General features: G+C 70.6%; 13 protein-coding genes. 5 read left to right on the top strand and 8 right to left on the bottom strand.

Annotated elements, in window-relative coordinates; genetic code table 11:
- The 3 genes from Aiant_RS06695 to Aiant_RS06705 all read right to left on the bottom strand — a co-directional run bounded on the left by Aiant_RS06695 (position 1) and on the right by Aiant_RS06705 (position 4,785).
- Positions 1-948 (bottom strand): phosphoglycerate dehydrogenase, encoded by a 948-nt coding sequence (locus tag Aiant_RS06695; RefSeq protein ID WP_189335086.1) that lies wholly within the window; start codon positions 946-948, stop codon positions 1-3.
- Positions 949-967: 19 nt separating this feature from the next.
- The gene (locus Aiant_RS06700) at positions 968-2,482 is read right to left on the bottom strand and encodes a glycosyltransferase family 39 protein (protein ID WP_189335085.1); all 1,515 of its coding nucleotides are present in this window, start codon (positions 2,480-2,482) and stop codon (positions 968-970) included.
- A 188-nt stretch (positions 2,483-2,670) separates the two neighbouring features.
- Positions 2,671-4,785: a PhoX family protein gene (locus tag Aiant_RS06705; RefSeq protein ID WP_189335084.1), complete on the bottom strand. Its 2,115-nt coding sequence runs from the start codon at positions 4,783-4,785 to the stop codon at positions 2,671-2,673.
- Between the two features lie 170 nt (positions 4,786-4,955).
- Here Aiant_RS06705 and Aiant_RS06710 point away from each other — a divergent pair, with 170 nt between their 5' ends.
- From Aiant_RS06710 to Aiant_RS06720, 3 genes are all read left to right on the top strand, one after another.
- Positions 4,956-5,708, top strand: coding sequence for an AfsR/SARP family transcriptional regulator (locus Aiant_RS06710; RefSeq protein WP_189335083.1), 753 nt, complete (start codon positions 4,956-4,958; stop codon positions 5,706-5,708).
- 368 nt (positions 5,709-6,076) lie between these two features.
- Entirely contained in the window at positions 6,077-8,539 is a 2,463-nt protein-coding gene (locus tag Aiant_RS06715) for an alpha-L-arabinofuranosidase C-terminal domain-containing protein (protein ID WP_189335082.1), read from the top strand.
- A gap of 11 nt (positions 8,540-8,550) precedes the next feature.
- Complete coding sequence (locus Aiant_RS06720) at positions 8,551-9,969, top strand: glycoside hydrolase family 43 protein (protein WP_189335081.1); 1,419 nt, start codon at positions 8,551-8,553, stop codon at positions 9,967-9,969.
- 241 nt (positions 9,970-10,210) lie between these two features.
- Here the strand turns inward: Aiant_RS06720 and Aiant_RS06725 are convergent, their stop codons facing one another.
- From Aiant_RS06725 to Aiant_RS06735, 3 genes are all read right to left on the bottom strand, one after another.
- On the bottom strand, positions 10,211-10,801 hold the full coding sequence (locus tag Aiant_RS06725; protein WP_306415850.1) for a response regulator transcription factor: 591 nt from the start codon (positions 10,799-10,801) through the stop codon (positions 10,211-10,213).
- An 11-nt stretch (positions 10,802-10,812) separates the two neighbouring features.
- Positions 10,813-11,112, bottom strand: a complete 300-nt coding sequence (locus tag Aiant_RS06730; protein ID WP_189335079.1) for a hypothetical protein — start codon at positions 11,110-11,112, stop codon at positions 10,813-10,815.
- Between the two features lie 216 nt (positions 11,113-11,328).
- The gene (locus Aiant_RS06735) at positions 11,329-12,483 is read right to left on the bottom strand and encodes a sensor histidine kinase (RefSeq protein ID WP_189335078.1); all 1,155 of its coding nucleotides are present in this window, start codon (positions 12,481-12,483) and stop codon (positions 11,329-11,331) included.
- A 126-nt stretch (positions 12,484-12,609) separates the two neighbouring features.
- Here Aiant_RS06735 and Aiant_RS06740 point away from each other — a divergent pair, with 126 nt between their 5' ends.
- Both Aiant_RS06740 and Aiant_RS06745 read left to right on the top strand, forming a co-directional pair.
- Positions 12,610-13,458, top strand: a complete 849-nt coding sequence (locus tag Aiant_RS06740) for an ABC transporter ATP-binding protein (RefSeq protein WP_212846977.1) — start codon at positions 12,610-12,612, stop codon at positions 13,456-13,458.
- 148 nt (positions 13,459-13,606) lie between these two features.
- On the top strand, positions 13,607-14,263 hold the full coding sequence (locus Aiant_RS06745; protein ID WP_189335216.1) for an ABC transporter permease: 657 nt from the start codon (positions 13,607-13,609) through the stop codon (positions 14,261-14,263).
- 227 nt (positions 14,264-14,490) lie between these two features.
- Here the strand turns inward: Aiant_RS06745 and Aiant_RS06750 are convergent, their stop codons facing one another.
- Positions 14,491-15,912: a flavin-containing monooxygenase gene (locus Aiant_RS06750; RefSeq protein WP_189335077.1), complete on the bottom strand. Its 1,422-nt coding sequence runs from the start codon at positions 15,910-15,912 to the stop codon at positions 14,491-14,493.
- Entirely contained in the window at positions 15,909-17,567 is a 1,659-nt protein-coding gene (locus tag Aiant_RS06755) for a GMC oxidoreductase (protein ID WP_189335076.1), read from the bottom strand. Before Aiant_RS06755 ends, Aiant_RS06750 begins: the two co-directional genes overlap by 4 nt.
- Positions 17,568-17,674: the final 107 nt, after the last annotated feature.

The raw sequence follows: 17,674 nt of genomic DNA on the forward strand, positions 1-17,674 counted from the left end.
TCAAGGATGCGGCCAGACCTGATTGCGCAGAGGCTGAGCGGCGAGAAAGGCCGCCACGTTCGCCTCGATCAGCCCCGCCGCGCCGACCGGACGGCCACCGGCCGCGTGCGGGGTGATGATCACGTTCGGCTGGTCCCACAGCTCCGAGGCGGGCGGCAGCGGCTCGGTGGCGAACACGTCCAGGGCCGCGCCGGCGATCCGGCCCGAGCGCAGCGCGTCGAGCAGCGCGGTTTCGTCGAGGGTGCTGCCCCGGCCCACGTTCACCACCCAGGCGCGCGGCGGGAGCAGGCCGAACACGGTGGCGTCCAGCGCACCGGCGGTCGACGCGGTGGCCGGCAGGATCGAGATCAGCACGTCCGCGGTGGGCAGCAGCTCGGGGAAGTCGGCGGCGGTGACGACCGGGAAGCCGTGGCGCTCGCCGGCCGTCCGGGCCACCCCGGTGACCCGGGCGCCGAGCGCGGCCAGCAGCGGGGCGAGGGTGCCGGCGATCCCGCCGAAGCCCCAGATCACCACGTGCGCGTCGCGCAGCGTCCGGAAGGCGCCGGTGTCCTTGACCGGCTGCCTCCCGCCCAGCTCCCCCGCCCAGCGGTGGCCGATCTGAGCCCGGACCAGCAGGTTCAGCCGGCGGGCGGCGGCCAGCACCAGGGTCAGGGTGTGCTCGGCGACGGTCTGGTCGTGCAGCCCGAGCCCGGCGGTGACCACCACGTCCGGGGCGAACCCGGCCTGGAGCACCGCGTCCGGCCCGGCGGCCAGGGTCTGCACCCAGCGCAGCCGTTTGAGCCGCTGGGCCGCGTCGGCCAGCGGGGCCGGCGGGTTGCCCCAGACCACCAGGATCTCGGCGTCGGTGTGCTCCTCCGGGATCGGCGCGCCGATCTGATAGACCACGGCGGTGACGTCGGCGGGCAGCGTGACGTCGAGTTCCACGGAGTCGGGCAGCAGCACCTTCATGGGTCGACAGCCTGCCAGGTCAGCCCTTGCGGCGGTACAGCACCGCGGTGCCGTGTTTCTTGTGCCAGCGACCGGCCTCGGTGTACTGCGTGGTGAGCAGCTCGCGCAGGCCGGGCCGGGCGCCCAGCGGGTCGGGCCGCTGGTCCGCGAGGATCAGCCAGACCTCCGGGGCGCCGGCCACCCGGGCCGCGTCGTCGGTGTACTCGTCGGCAATGAGCAGGCCGGTCTGCGCGGCCGGGGTCTTGAACAGCACGTCGGCCGGCCGGCTGGGCAGCCGGTTCAGGTAGTAGTCCATCCCGGCGCGCATCGCGCGGTTCTTGGGCGGGTAGACGATCACGTCGCCGGGCTGCTCGTACTGGCCGACCACCTTGGCCAGGCCGCGGTAGTCCGGCCCGTTCTTCGCGGCCGGCTTGCGGACGTCCTGCTGGCCCGGCAGCGCGACGAAGGCGAGCAGGAGCAGCACCGCACCGATCCGGAAGAACCGGCCGCCGAGCAGGTCCCGCCAGGCGCGCGGCTCCGGGGTGTCGGCGACCAGGGCGACCGCGGCCAGGAGGGCGAGCGGGGTCAGCACCACGAGCATGTAGCGGGCCACCCACATCGGCGAGGCCAGCGCCGAGACCAACGCGACCACGGTGAACGGGCCGAGCGCGAGCACCGCGATCGGCGCGATCCGGCGGCCCGGGCGCCAGGCGGCGAGCACCGCGAGGCCGATCAGCAGCCAGACCAGCCGGCTCGATCCGGCGATGTCGGCGGGCATCGCGCGGACCAGGTCGATGGTGATCGGCTTGACCCAGTGCAGCTGGGTCTCGTCCTGCTGGGTGCCGAACCGGGCCAGCGGCAGCAGGGGCAGGACCGCGACCACGACGGCGATCAGCCAGGTCCGGACCAGCCGCCAGTCGTGCCGGCGCCAGGCGGCGACGCCCACGACCACGGCGTGCGCGGCCAGGGTGGTGAGCGAGACCAGGTGGAACCCGCCGAGCAGCAGCAGGGTCACCGAGTAGCCGGCCCACAGCCAGAGGGGCGCTCGCTCCCTCCTGGCCACCAGGGTCACTAGGATCAGCAGGGCGAGGACCGAGAGGAAGCAGACGAACGCGTAGGGCCGGGCCTCCGCCGCATAGCGCGAGGTGTTCGGGATCATCACCAGGATCAGACCGGTGACCAGCCCGATCAGCGGGCTGAACAGCCGCCGGCCGAGCTCGGCGGCGAGCCCGGCCGCGCCGGCCATCGCCAGGATCGACGGCAGCCGCAGCGACAGCATGCTGTCGCCGAAGACCCCGGTCCAGGCGTGCAGGAACCAGTAGTACGCGGCGAAGACGGCGTCCACGTGGTGGACCAGCGTCCAGATCTCGCCGAAGGTCCGCTGGGACACCTCGGCCGAGGTCACCTCGTCCCAGCTCAGTCCCGGACGGGTGGCGTCGGTCAGAGCGACCACGAGCATCAGCAGTCCGGAGAGCACCCCGGGGACGACGGCCCGCGCCCGAGCCGTCACGGTCGTCGTGGCCACCGGCTGCACACCGGTCTCTAAGTCGATCACCAGTCTCCCCTGCCGGGCCTCACCCGGCCGCTGCGCGGCATTCCCGCGTAGGAAGTTAGCGTGTCGGTTCCAGTTCCTCTCCGTGACTTACGTCATGTAACCACGCGGGAGCCCCGGCCCGTCCGGTTACGTTGCGTGAAATGTGAACGGCCACGGCGCCGTACGCCGTGGCCGTTCCGGCGATGACGTCAGCTGCCGATCGGGCCGCCGTCCGGGCGCCAGGTGACGATCACGGCGGGCTTGGCGTACCCGCCGTCCGGCCAGACCGAGGCCGGCTTGTCGACGGTGGCGCCGGTGACCTCACCGGGGTGCTGCACCGCCACGAAGACCGACTTGTCGTCCTCGGTGATGAACGGGCCGCAGGTCTCGGCGCCGACCGGCACGGTCAGGAACTGCTTGAGGTGCCCGCGCTCCCGGCCCTCGACCGGCACCGCGAACAGGCCGTCGTTGGTCTTCAGCGTGCTCGGCGTACCGTCCGTGGAGATCCACAGGTTGCCGGCGCTGTCGAAGGCGACGTTGTCCGGGCAGGAGATCGGCGAGACCGCCGACTTGTCGTAACCGCCGAAGTAGGTGTCGGCCGCGGCCGGGTCGCCGCAGACGATCGGCAGCTGCCAGCTGAACGACTCGCCGGTGTGGTCGCCGCCGTCCTCGGTGATCTCGAAGATGTGCCCGTGCTTGTTGGCGTTGCGCGGGTTCGCCTCGTCGGCCGGGGCGTTCGTGCCGACACCACGGTTGGTGTTGTTGGTCATCGCGGCGTAGATCTTGCCGGTACGCAGGCTCGGCTGCACGTCCTCGGGCCGGTCCATCTTCGTCGCGCCGGCCGCGTCGCCCGCCTGGCGGGTGAAGGTCAGCACGTCCGCGGCGGTCATCCCCGGGACGAACGAGCGGTTGCCCGCGACCAGCTTGATCCAGACGCCCTTGCCGTCGAACTTCTCGTCGAGCGGGAGCTTGCCGGAGCCGTCGATCTCGCTCGCCACGCTGTCGCCGATGACCTTGGCGACGTACAGCGTGCCGGACTCGAGCAGGGTCAGGTTGTGCTTGCGGGCCACGGGCGAGTGCCCCGGCATGAACTTCTTGTCGGAGACGAACTTGTACAGGTACTCGAACCGCTCGTCGTCACCCATGTACGCGACCACGTGCCCGTTCTTCGCCACGATGACGTTCGCGCCCTCGTGCTTGAGCCGGCCCAGCGCGGTGTGCTTGCGCGGGGCCGAGTCCGGGTCGAACGGGTCCACCTCGACGACCCAGCCGAACCGGTTCGCCTCGTTCGGGTGCTTGGCCAGGTCGAAGCGCTCCTGCGCCCGGTCCCACTTGCGCGAGCCGCTGGGATACCGCGCGGTGGTGGTGATGCCGTACCGGTTGAGCCTGACCTTCTCGGCGTCGGAGACCGCGTCGCCACCGACGAAGTACTGGTTGAAGTTCTCCTCGCCGGAGAGCACAGTGCCCCACGGGGTGACGCCGCCGGAGCAGTTGTTCAGCGTACCGATGACGGTCTTGCCGTGCGGGTCGGCGGCGGTCCGCAGCGCGGCCGAGCCGGCGGCCGGGCCGGTCAGGTGGAACGTGGTGGCCAGCGCGGTGATCCGGCGGTTGTAGGGCAGGCGGCGACCGGCAACCGGCTTCCACTGCCCGCTGCGGCCGACCCGCTCGATCTCCACGACGGAGAGGCCGTGCGCGGCGATCGCGGTCTCCAGCTGCCCGACGGAGAGCGCGTCCAGGCTGGTGAAGCCGGGGAACATCAGCTCCTCGTTGGTGTACTCGTGGTTGACCACGAGCAGCGCCCGGTCGTGCCGTCCGGGAAGCGGCAGCACGCCGACGAAGTCGTTGTTGAAGCCGAACTGGAGCGACTGCCGGTACGCCGACTGGTTGTGCAGGTCGAAGGCCGGTGCGCCGGCGACGACCGGGTCACCCCAGCGGATCACGACCGAGGTCTGGTAGCCGGCCGGGATGGTCACCCGGTCCAGCGTGTTCGGCTCGACGGTCTCGAAGGTGAGCTTGCCGGCCTTCGTGGGCTTGTGGCCGTGCGCGGGAGTGTGCGAAGCAGGCGCGGCGGCCGCCGCCGGGCCGGCCAGGGCGGCGGTGGCCGCACCGCCGAAGCCGAGCACCATGCCGCCGACCGCGCCGGCGCGCATCACGCCACGGCGGCTCATCGCGGCGTTGACCACATCGCCCAGGTAGCCGTTGGCGGACTCGTTGGGCGCGGGGTGGTCACAGGCGTTCCCGCATCGGTAGAAACAGGTCATCGCGTCCCGGTTGCCACCACTGTGCCCGAGCAGCGGCAGAAGACGGCGAATCGAGTCTGGCATCGTTATCCCCTCGTGGACGTCCGCGCTGATGGCGCGGGCTCCCGGGACGCTATGAGCACGGGTGCACGGTGACCACCGGGTCCGGATTAACGCCCGATGAACGTCACGGTCATCCCTCGCTTGACCCGCGATGCAAGTGGCGGTCAAGGGCGCTCCGCCACACTCGCCGCATGTCGGTCACGTTCACCCTGCTCGGTCCGGTCCGCGCCTGGCGCGACGGCGCCGAACTGCCGCTCGGCTCCCCGCAGCAGCGCGCCGCGCTCTCCGTGCTGCTGCTCCGTGAGGGACTGCTGACCACGGTGGACGAGCTGGTCGACGCGCTCTGGCCGACGGATCCGCCGGCGTCCGCGGTGGCCACCGTGCGCACCTACCTGTCCCGGCTGCGCGGGCTGCTCCGCCCCGGCGACGCGGTCCGGATCGACTGGATCGGCGGGGGCTACGTGCTGACGGCGCCCCCCGGTTCCCTCGACGTCCAGGTCTTCCACCGGCACACCGCGCGGGCCGCGGAGGCGCTCCGGGCCGGCGACCGGCGAACCGCGGCTGCCGCGTTGCGCGCCGCCCTGGCCCTGCACCGGGGCGCCCCGCTGGCCGGCGTCGGCGGCGACTACGTGACGGGCCAGCGCGCCCGGCTCACCGAGCTGCGCCGGGCCGCCGCCGTCGACCTGGCCACCGTCACCATCGAGCTGGGCGGGCACGCCGAGGCGATCGCCGACCTGCGTGCCATGGTCGCCGAGGAGCCGCTCCGCGAGCACTGCCACGCGCTGCTGATGACCGCGCTGCATCGCTCCGGGCGCACCGCCGACGCGCTGAGCCATTACCGCGAGGTGCACCGGGTGCTCGCCGCCGAGCTGGGCGTCCAGCCGGGTCCCGCCCTGCGCGCGCTGCACCGGCGGATCCTGACGGGTGACCCGGCTCTGGTCTGACCGCGCGGATCAGGACCGCCGGCCGCTCACGGCGGGCGGTCCTCTCTGTCACTTCGGCTTTCGGTACGCCGGGAGCGCGCTGCCGCGGGTGGGGCGGGGACGGTGCTCCGGGCGTACCGAAATCGGGTCTTGATCTTGGGGGAACCGGAAGGAAAGCGGCCTGTTTTGCGGCGCTGCAAATGTAAGTTTGGTGAACGTTAACAACAGAACCGCATGGTGCGCCAGAGGGGTTTTTCGGCAGGCAGGACATCGACGCGATCCTCTTGACAGGACGATCGATGTTTGCGTACACATTGCAGAGCTTCCGACACCGAAACATCCCCGACACATCCCCACGTTGCGTCTCCACCCGCACCGGAGGACCCCTCATGCCACACATCAGAGCCCGTTTGATCGGAGCGGCGGCCGTGCTGGTCTCGCTGCCGCTCGCGGTCGCCCCGCCGGTCGCCGCGTCCGCGGTCGAGCCGGACTACACGATCAAGGTCAGCCCGGACGCCACCGGCGCGAAGATCTCGAAGTCGATGTACGGCGTCTTCTTCGAGGACATCAACTACGCGGCCGACGGCGGTCTCTACGCCGAGCTGGTCCGCAACCGCTCGTTCGAGTTCACTGCGACCGACGCGAACGGCTTCAACGGCCTGACCGCCTGGACCGTCGACGGCACGGCCACCGTGGTGAACGACGACCAGCGGCTCAACGAGCGCAACCGGAACTATCTGTCGCTGAACGGCAGCGTCACCAACGCCGGGTACAACAGCGGCATCGCCGTACAAAAATCTGATTTGTACGATTTTTCGATCTGGGCCCGTGGCTCCGCGACGCTGACGATCACCCTGACCGGTGCCGCGCCCCTCACGATCACGACGAGCGGTGACGCCTGGCGGAAATACACCGGGCTGCTGCGCGGGACGGCCACCTCCGACCGCGGCCGGCTGAGCGTCTCCAGCAGCGCGCCGGTCAAGATCGACGAGGTCTCGCTGTTCCCGCGCGACACCTACAAGGGCCGCAAGAACGGCCTGCGCGCCGACCTGGCCGAGAAGATCGCGGCGCTGCACCCGGGCTTCGTCCGGTTCCCCGGCGGCTGCCTGGTCAACACCGGCAGCATGTACCCCTACGACGCGGCGAACAACTACCCGCGGGCCCGGTCCTACCAGTGGAAGGACACCGTCGGGGCGGTCGAGACCCGTGCCACCAACAAGAACTTCTGGGGCTACAACGCCTCCTACGGCCTCGGCTACTACGAGTACTTCCAGTTCGCCGAGGACATCGGCGCGATGCCGCTGCCGGTGCTGCCGGCGCTGGTCACCGGCTGTGGGCAGAACCGCGCCACGGTCGACGAGGCGCTGCTCCAGAAGTACATCCAGGACACCCTGGACCTGATCGAGTTCGCGAACGGGCCGGTCACCTCGACCTGGGGCAGGGTCCGCGCGCAGATGGGGCACCCGAAGCCGTTCGGCCTGACCACGGTCGCCATCGGCAACGAGGAGAACCTGCCCGAGGAGTACTTCGCGAACTTCGTCAAGTTCGAGGACGCGATCAAGGCCAAGTACCCGTCGATCACCGTGATCAGCAACTCCGGGCCGGACGACCAGGGCGGCACGTTCGAGAACCTGTGGGCCAAGAACAAGGCCAACGGCACCGACATGGTCGACGAGCACTACTACAACAGCCCGGCCTGGTTCCTCCAGAACAACAACCGGTACGACTCGTACGACCGCAACGGTCCCAAGGTCTTCCTCGGTGAGTACGCCTCGCTGGACGCCAAGTTCGCCAACTCGCTGGCCGAGGCGGCCTACATGACCGGTCTGGAGCGCAACGCCGACGTGGTGAAGATGGCGTCCTACGCGCCGCTGCTCGCCAACATCGACAACGTGCAGTGGAAGCCGGACATGATCTGGTTCGACAACGACGAGTCGTGGGGCTCGACCAGCTACCAGATGCAGAAGCTGTTCATGAACAACGTCGGCGACCGGGTGGTGCCGAGCGCGGTCAGCGGCGGCGGCGTGCAGCTGCCCAAGCCGATCACCGGCGCGATCGGGCTCTCCACCTGGCGGACCGCGGCCACCTACGACGACGTCAAGGTGACCAGGCCGGACGGCACGGTGCTATTCAGCGACGACTTCGGTGACGGCAACGCCGACGGCTGGACCCCGGTGGCGAACCGCGGCACCTGGACCGTGGCGAACGGCGGCTACGCCCAGACGACCACGGACACCGAGGACACCATGGTCAAGGCGGCGACGATCACCGACACCGACTACGACTACACGCTGAAGGCGACCAAGCAGGCCGGCGCCGAGGGCTTCCTGGTCGCGTTCGGCATCCAGCAGACCGGCAACTTCTACTGGTGGAACCTGGGCGGCTGGAACAACACCCAGGGCGCCGTCGAGAAGGGGATCACCTCCGCCAAGGAGCAGCTGCTCACCAAGCCGAACACGATCACCACCGGGCAGACCTACGACCTCAAGATCCAAGTACGGGGTACGAAGGTGACGCTGTTCCTGGACGGCGTCGAGTGGGGCAGCTTCGACGACAACGCGGTCACCGAGCCGTTCGCGCAGGTCGTCACCACCGACACGAAGACCGGCGAGCTGATCGTCAAGGTGGTCAACGCCCAGGACAAGGCGGCCGTCACCAAGATCGATCTTGGCGGCCGGAAGGTCGCGGGCACGGCGAAGATGACCGTCCTGACCGGCGACCCGGCCGAGCAGAACACCCGCACGGCCGAACCGATCCAGCCGGTCACCAGCACCATCCGCGGCGTCTCGTCGAGCTTCACCCGCGAGTTCCCGGCGAACTCGGTCACCTTCCTGCGCATCCGGACCCGATGAGGAGCCCAGCCATGAATCGTCGGACTCTCCTTCTGGGCGGCGCCGCCGGTGCGCTCGCCACCGTTCTGCCGGCCGCCGCTCTGCTGAGCGCCGCCGAGGGCGCGCCGCACGCCGACCCGGTTGTCAGCGACGCCGAGATCTACGGCGTGCCCACCACCCAGCCGCTGGTCAGTCAGCGGGCCGACCCGTTCATCAGCGAGCGGATCAACGGCAAGTACTACTTCACCGGCTCGGTCCCCTCCTACGACCGCGTCGTGCTGCGCGGCTCCACCACCCTGGCCGGGCTGACCGACGCGACCGAGACCACCATCTGGACGCGCCCGGCCGGCGGCAAGATGGGCGGTTTCGTCTGGGCGCCGGAGCTGCACCGGATCGACGGCAAGTGGTACATCTACTTCACCAGCAGCGACGCCGACGACATCTGGCACATCCGGCCGTTCGTCCTGGAGTCGTCGCTGGCCGACCCGCTCGACCCGGCCGGCTGGTCGGTGAAGGGCGAGATCGCTCTGGAGTGGGACAGCTTCGCGCTGGACGCGACCACGTTCAGCCACCGGGGCAAGCGGTACCTGCTGTGGGCGCAGAGCGAGCCGGAGATCGCGGTGAACTCCAGCGTCTACATCGCCGAGATGGCGAACCCGTGGACGCTGAAGTCGAAGCCGACCCGGCTCACCACGCCCACCAAGTCGTGGGAGATCCAGGGCTACAAGGTGAACGAGGGGCCGGCGGTGCTGGTCCGCAACGGGCGGGTGTTCCTGACCTACTCGGCCAGCGCCACCGACGCCAACTACTGCATGGGGCTGCTCACCGCGTCCGCCTCGGCGAACCTGCTGGACCGGGACAGTTGGACGAAGAGCCCGGACCCGATCTTCGTGAGCAACGATGAGACGAAGCGCTGGGGTCCCGGGCACAACTCGTTCACCGTGGCCGAGGACGGTAAGACCGACGTGCTGGTCTACCACGCCCGTGACTACAAGCAGATCACCGGCGACCCGCTGTACGACCCGAACCGCCACGCCCGGGTGCAGAAGCTTTACTGGCACCCGGACGGCACGCCGCTGTTCGGGGTGCCGGTGGGCGACGGCGGCCCGATCGTCCGCCTGAACGTCCGTGACTCCCGGAACACCTTCGTGCACCACGCTGGCACGGCGGTCCAGGTCGCCCCGGCGCCGCGTGACCTGGGCGCCACCCAGTTCCGCTTCGTAGCCGCCGCCGACGGCACCGAAACCATCCAGTCCGTCGACCAGCCCTCCCTGTTCCTCACCATCAACGGCACCGCGGTGACCCTCACCGCCACCGCCACCCCGATCCGCCGGATCCCCACCCGGGGAGGCATCACCATCCGCACCGCCGCCGACCCGGCCCGCTTCCTGAAGGTCACCGCCGGCACGGTAACCACCGCCACCTCCGGCACCGTCTTCCAGCTGAGCTGAACCCCGTCGCCGGCAGCCCACCCTCCGGGCTGCCGGCGACCTCCAACCCCGACACACGCTCCCGGGACAGCCGGCAACTTCAGACCCAACCCACCCTCCGGGCAACCGGCAACCTCAAACCCGGCGCACCCTCCGGGCAACCCAAAACCCAGCCCACCCTCCGGGCAGCCCGCAACCTCACACCAAGCCCACCCGTGAAACCTCACACCCTCCCTTCCGGAGCCCTCGGCCTCCGACTACCTCAGATCCAGCCCTCCACCCAGGCGCGATGAGCGGCGGCATGCCGGGTGTCAGCGCCCAACTTGCCCATCACCACCGACAGATAGTTGCGAACAGTCCCCGGTGCCAAATGCAACGCCGCGGCGATCTCGGCGATCGGCGCCCCGCCCCGAACCACCGCAAGAATCTCCAGCTCACGCGCGGTAAGCGGACAGTCATTCTCGCTCAGGGCACTCGCCGCGATCTCCGGGTCGACATAGCGCCCGCCACCGTGCACCGCCCGGATGATCTCAGCAAGCCTGGCCGCCGGCGTCGTCTTCGGAACGAACCCGCCAATGCCGGCCGCCAACGCCCGGCGCAGCACAGCCGGCCGAGCATGCCGGGTGACCAGCACAACCGGTATCCCCAACCGGGCCCGAATCGCCGTCGCCGCCTGCAACCCGTCCCCCGGCGGCATCTCCAGGTCGAGCACCGCCAGATCGGGTCGAGTCCGCATCGCGACCTCAACCGCCCTCTCGCTGTCCGCCGCCTCGCCGACCACCGTGAGGTCCGGCTCTAGAGTCAGCAGCGCAGCCAACGCCCCACGAATCAGGTCCTCGTCATCAGCAAGCACCAACCGAATCATCAGCAGCCCTCACCCGCCGCCGAATTCCTGTCCCAGCGCACCACCGTCCGCCGCACCACCACCCGCGGCACCACCACCCGCCGGGCCACCGCTCGCCGCACCACCACCCGCCGCACCACCGCCCGCCGCACCACCGCCCGCCGCACGACCGCCTGGCGCATCATGCACCGACGCACCACGGCCAGACGCACCACCGCCGGGCGCGCCATCACCCGGCGCACCACCGCCAGACGCACCACCGCCAGACGCGCCACGACGCGGCGCACCACCGACCGCGGCACCACCGCCAGCGCCACCACCAGGAGGCACCACCGACCGCGGCACCACCGAAAGGCGCACCACCGCCAGAGGCACCAGGGACCGCGGCGCCACCGAGAGGCGCGCCACCGCCGGGCGCGCCACCGCCGGGCGCGCCACCGCCGGACGCACCACCGCCCGCCGCATCGTCGAGGGCCACACGCTGCGCCGGGAACGCTGACAAGCGGCGCGCGCCCCGCCGCTGCTCACTGTTCGGATCATCGGGCGAGCGTCTCGGGGACAGCCGCATCGACGGTGAAACGGTCCGCCGTCCGGGTGGCCTGCAGGTGGCCGCCCACCGCCGCGATACGCTCCCGCAACCCGGCCAGCCCGCCGTCCGGCCCGGCCCGGGCATCCAGCGGCGCATCGTTGGCGAACCGCAGCGCCACCCCGCCGTCCCGTGCGGTCAGCGAAATCTCGCAGCGACGTGCGGCGCTGTGCCGAAGGACATTCGTGGTGCACTCCCGGACCACCAGGCCGAGCAGATTCTCCATGGCGGGCGGCAGCCCAGGCAGCCCGTCGGCCGGAGCGATCGAGGATCTGATCCCGGCCGCGTCGAGAACCCGGGCGGCGTTGGCAATCTCCGTCTCCAGCGACACCGCACGATAGCCCTGGACCAGCTCGCGGGTGTCCCCGAGCGCCTGCCGGGCCAGCGCCTGCACGTCGCGCATCTCTGCCAGGGCGCGGGCCGGATCGGTCTGGGCCAGCCGCTCGGCCAGCTCGCTCTTGAGCGCGATGACCTGAAGGTGGTGGCCCTGGATGTCGTGCAACTCCGCCGCGAACCGCTGTCGCTCACCGGTCACCGCGGCGCTCCGCTCCGCCCGGCGGGCCCGCTCGATGCGCTCCGCCACCTCACACATCCACACCTGCGCGTAGAGCGCGGCGGCGCACAGCACGGTGATCCCGGCATCCGTCAGGGCGGCCCGCAACGCGGCCGGTCCGATCGACCGGGAGCCGGCGAGCACGATGCCGAAAGCCAGGAGCCCGCCGACCGGCAGAACCATCCACCGCCTCGATCCCGAGCCGGCCAGCACCGCGGCGATCAGGGCGGCCAGCGGCAGCGCCCAGGGGAACCCGCCGACACCGATGACGTGGGCACCGAGCAGAATGCCGGCCGCGCCCGCCCCGGCCACGACGATCAGCCCGGCCGGTGGGACAGGCGTGCCCAGCACCGGCACCGCGAAGAGCCCGCCGGCCACCGCACAGACCAGCAGCAACACCACGAACACCAGCCCGCGGGCGGCCTGCGCCGGCACCGCGGACAGGTCGACGCCGAGGATCACCACGACCGCGAGCAGGCAGCCGATCACAGTCCACCAGGTAAGCCGGCGGAGCGCGGTCAGCCCAACGGCGTGGTCGGTCGATGCGGTCACGCCACCATGATGCGGGCTGGTCACCCGGCGGCGCCCGTCCCGGGAGCACATTGATGACATCTGTCATCGAACCTGATGCACGAATGCCACTACGGCAACGCCGGCATTCCGCCGAGACTCGATGGCATGAATCCGATCATGTGTTCCGGCCTCCGGTTCGCCTACGAGCGATCCGAGGTGGTGCGCGGCGTGGATCTGGAGGTCCGCCCCGGCGAGCTGTTCGCCCTGCTCGGCACGAATGGCGCTGGCAAGACCACCACCATGGACCTGCTGCTCGGGCAGCGCCGGCCCCGGGCGGGCACGATCCGACTGCTGGGTCGCGACCCGTGGCACGACCGCCGACGGCTCGCCGCCGAGGTGGGCGTGGCCCCGCAGGAGAGCGGGTGCGCCCCGGAGCTGACCGTGCTGGAGACGATCCGCCTCTGGCTGCGGCTGCACCGACGCCGCGACGTCCACCGCGCAGCCACCGATCTGCTCGGCGAGGTGCACCTTGAGCACCGGGCCGAGCTCCGGGTCGGCCGGCTCTCCGGCGGTGAGCGACGCCAGCTCGACCTGGCCGTCGCGCTGTGCGGTCAACCTCGGCTGCTGCTGCTGGACGAGCCGACCAGCGGGCTCGATCCGCAGTCGCGGAAACACACCTGGACGCTTCTCCGGTCACTGCGCGAGCGCGGCACGACCATCCTGTTCACCACCCACTATCTGGAGGAGGCGGAGGCGCTGGCAAACCGGCTCGCCATCATGGACGAGGGCCGGGTGGCGTTCACGGGCACGGTCGCCGACGCGGGCGGCCCCGGCTCCCTGACCGGACCTTCCACCACATCGCCGGTTCGGTCACGGAGTCCCAGCCATGAGCCCCTACCCCACACCAGACCACCGAGCGGACCATGCGAGCCCGGCTGCAAATCCCCGCTCGACGGCAGCCCTTCAGGCCGACAACGGAAACCCCGCTACACGCGACCACCCCGCACCAGATGACCGGAAGGCCCGCCGCGGAAGCCCACCCACGAACCTTCACATCACCTCCGGACCCCCTGGCACCCGCAGGGTAAGGCGGGTTCCGGTCTGGCTGCTGATTGCCGGGGCCGAGTTCACGCTGCTGCGGCGGAGCCCCTTCACCCTGGTGATGGGCGCGGTGTTGCCGACCGCGCTGGGGTTGCTGATCCTCTGGGCCGAGGCGGACACCGGCCGGGCCGGCCCGGACGCCACCGCCGGGCTGCTGCTGGTCACGGTGATCACCCTGACCGGATATGTCTCCGGCACCACCACGCTGGCCGCTCGCCGCCGGCAGTCCGTCCTTCGCCGGCTGCGGACCAGCGGCGCGTCGGACGCGGCGATCCTGGCCGGCACCCTGGCGCCGTCGGCGGCGCTCACCGTGGCACAGACAGCGCTCCTGCTCGGCATCACCGCGTCCGGGGAGGGCTTGGGGCCGGTCACGCCGGGCCCGCTGCTGCTCGCCGTCGTGGGCGGCACCGTCCTCGGGTGCGCTCTGGCAGCACTGACCGCCGCGTTCACCTCCGCCCCCGAGCTGGCTCAGCTGACCACCTCACCGATCGCCCTGGCCTGGCTGGGCAGCGCCTTGTGGGCCGCCCGGACCCCGCCGGACCAGGTACCCACTCTGATGCTGGCGCTCCCGGGCGCGGCGGTGACCCAGCTGTCCCGGATCGCTTGGCAGATCCCGGGCGCCGCCGGCCTGCTACCGGCCATCGCCTTGCTGACCTTGCCCGCACTGGCCGCGGTGCCCATAGCCACCCGGCTGTTCCGCTGGGACCCACGCCAGTAGGCCCAGCCCCTCATTGGCCGCCGTGGCATCTTGTTGCAGCGCCGCTGGTTCGCTCGGCAATGCCAGACGGACCGGAAACGCGCGACGCTGTCAGCGGGAAGGCCGTCGGGCGATCTCCATCAGACGAACCCGCGCACTGCGCTGGCTTGAGGTCAGCGGAAGTCCTCCCAGCAGAGGTAGGTGATGCGAACGAACCGACCACCCTTCGGCACTTCGCCGACTCCAGGTCACCAGAAGTCTTCGGGGCGGAGGCGGGTGGTGCGGCGGCGGTATTCGGCGGCCATGCCTGGCCAGTTGGTGACTACGCGGCCGGTGGCGGTGCGATACCAGCTTTGACAAGACGTCCAGACACTTTTCGCGAGGCGGGTCTGCAATTCCTCGTCGTAGGCGGCAGCGACCTCGGGGCGTACCTCGAAAGGGGTTTGATGATGGTTGAGATGGCGGACAGCCTGGGCGATCCAGCGGGCCTGGGCCTCGTGGAAGTAGACCACCGAGGTGTTGCCGGTGTTCGTGTTCGGGCCGTAGACCAGGAACATGTTCGGAAATCCGGGGACGGCCATGCCCAGATAGGCGTGCGCACCGTCCTTCCACACCTCGTCCAGCCGGACCCCGTCCCGGCCGGTCACCTTGATCGGGACCAGGAACTCGGTCGCCGCGAAACCGGTGCCGTACACCAGCACGTCGGCCGCATGCTCCACCCCGTCCGCGGTCCGCACGCCACCAGCCGTCACCCCGATGATCTTCTCGGTGATCAGGTCGACGTCCGGGCGGGCGAGGGTGGGCAGCCAGTCGTTGGTGAACAGCACCCGCTTGCAGCCCATCGGCTCGTCCGGGGTGACCTTGCGACGCAGCGCAGGGTCGCGCACCTGCCAGCGGCGCTGGCCGGCGGAGAGGGTGTGCAGCAGCGCACCCGCGATCTTGTGTCCGGTCAGGGCACGACCGGTCACCACGGTCATCAGCCAGGTGCCCGCACGCGCCGGTCCCATCAGCGCCGGGAACGACTTGTACAGATTTCTCCGGACGAAGCCGTAGCGGCGGTTCGGCTTCGGCAGCGTCCACGGCGCGGTTCGCTGAAACACCGTGACCCGCGAAGCCACCCCCGCGATAGCCGGCACCAACTGAATCGCGCTGGCCCCGGTCCCGATCACCGCCACCCGCTTACCCGACAGCGACACCGAGGGATCCCAGCGAGCCGTGTGCATGGCCGGCCCCGCGAATTCCCCGCTGAGCTGCGGCATCGCCGGCCGCGACAGCTGCCCGACAGCCGGGATCACCACGTCCGCCACAAGCACCTCGCCGGCAGCGGTCGTCACCCGCCACACCCCGTCGGCCCACTCCGCGGCCGTCACCTCGGTCCCGAGCCGGACCTTCCCCGCGAGACCGAATTCGGCCACGCACCGTTCGAGATAGGCCAGGATCTCCGACTGCGGCGGAAAGCGACGACTCCACGCGGGATTCTGCGCGTACGAATAGGAGTAGAGCGGAGCAGGAATGTCGCAAGCGCACCCGGGATACCGATTGTCCCGCCACACCCCACCGACTCGATCCGCCTTCTCGACCAGGGTGATGTCATCGAACCCGGCCTTGAGCAGCGCGTCAGCAGCCGCCACCCCGCCGAACCCGGCGCCGATGATCAGGATGCGGGTCATCCCGAGATCCTCAGGCGCAGCGCCGCCGGAGCATCAGCGGGAACAACCGCCTTGACCGGCTCAACCGGATTCACCGAGACATATCCCGTTAGCGGCCGCGGATCCGACTCGCCGACGTTGGGCCACATCGCCACCGCTCGCTCCGCCAGCGCGGTTATCGTCAGCGACGGATTGACCCCGAGATTCGCCGCCACCGTGGACCCGTCGATCACGTGCAGCCCCGGATACCCATAGAGGCGGTGATACGGATCCACCACCCCGGAGTCAGCGTCCGCCCCGATCGCGCACCCCCCGATGAAATGCCCGGTCACCGGCTTCCCGATCAACTCGGTGTACGACCCGAGCGGCACCCCGTCCACCTTCTCCGCGGTCCGCCGAGCCACGTCGTGCGCCGCCGGCACCCAGTCCGGATTCGGCTCACCCACCCCGGGCCGGCTGGTCAGCCGCCCCCTCCTGCGAAACACCGTGATCGAGTTGTCCAGCGGCTGCATGGCCAGCAGCACCACGGTCTGCCGCGACCAGTCCCGCGGCGACACGTAAAGCCGCAGGTCCCGCCCCGCCCTCGCCAGCGCCTTGAGCCCGGCCCACCACCGCGGCTGCCGCCCCGCGTCGTCCACCATCACTGTCGAGAGCAACGCCAGCAGGTTGCTTCCCGGCCCGTAACGCACCGGCTCGACGTGCGTGACCGCATCCGGATGGATCGAGGAGGTGATCGCGACACCGTGGCTGAAGTCCCGGTCCCGCCGCCGGGTGCGGGCGCCCAGGATCGACTCCGAGTTGGTCCGGCTCAGCTCACCGAGCCGCGCCGAGATCGCCGGCAGGCTGCCCCTGTCCCGCAGCTTGTGCAGCAGCCGCTGGGTGCCGAGCGCCCCGGCCGCGAAGACCACCTGCTCCGCCGTGAACGTCCGTTTCGCCAGCCCGCCGGTCCGCCGCGTGGCGACCACGTAGCCACCGTCGGGAAGCGGCCGCACGTCCCGCACCGTGGTCCGCTCGAGCACCTCCGCCCCCGCCCGCTCGGCCAGGTAGAGATAGTTCTTGACCAGCGTGTTCTTGGCGTTCTCCCGGCACCCGGTCATGCACGACCCGCACAGCGTGCAGCCCTTGCGCTCCGGCCCGGCCCCGCCGAAGAACGGGTCCGCCGCCACGGCGCCGGGTTCGCTTCCGAAGTAGACCCCCACTGGCGTACGCCGATAGCTGTCCCCGACTCCCAGGTCGTCGGCCACCGCCCGCAGCGCGCGATCAGATTCCGTCTCGACCGGGTTGATCGTCACCCCGAGCATGCGTTTGGCCTGGTCGTAATAGGGGGCCAGGGCCGCCTTCCAGTCCGTGATCCCGGACCACTGCGGGTCGGCGTAAAACGCGTCCGGCGGCTCGTACAGCGTGTTCGCGTACCCGAGCGAGCCACCGCCGACCCCCGCCCCCGACATGATCAGCACGTTTTTGAGCAGGGTGAGCCGGAGGATGCCGTAGCAACCGAGCGCCGGGGCGTACACATAGTCACGCAGCCGCCAGGACGTCGTGGCGAACTGGTCGTCGGTGAAGCGGCGCCCGGCCTCGAGGACGCCGACGCGATAGCCCTTCTCGGTCAGGCGCAGCGCGGTCACGCTGCCCCCGAACCCGGAGCCGATCACGAGGACGTCGTAGTCGTACGACATCGCCGTAGCATCACGCCCTTATTGACAACATGTCAACAACGCGTTTCCCGGTCTTGCCCGCACCGCCAATCCACCCGTCCGACGGTGCCGTTCCCGGCCGGCGGACG

The sequence above is a fragment of the Actinoplanes ianthinogenes genome (assembly GCF_018324205.1).
In the GTDB taxonomy this organism is placed as follows: domain Bacteria; phylum Actinomycetota; class Actinomycetes; order Mycobacteriales; family Micromonosporaceae; genus Actinoplanes; species Actinoplanes ianthinogenes.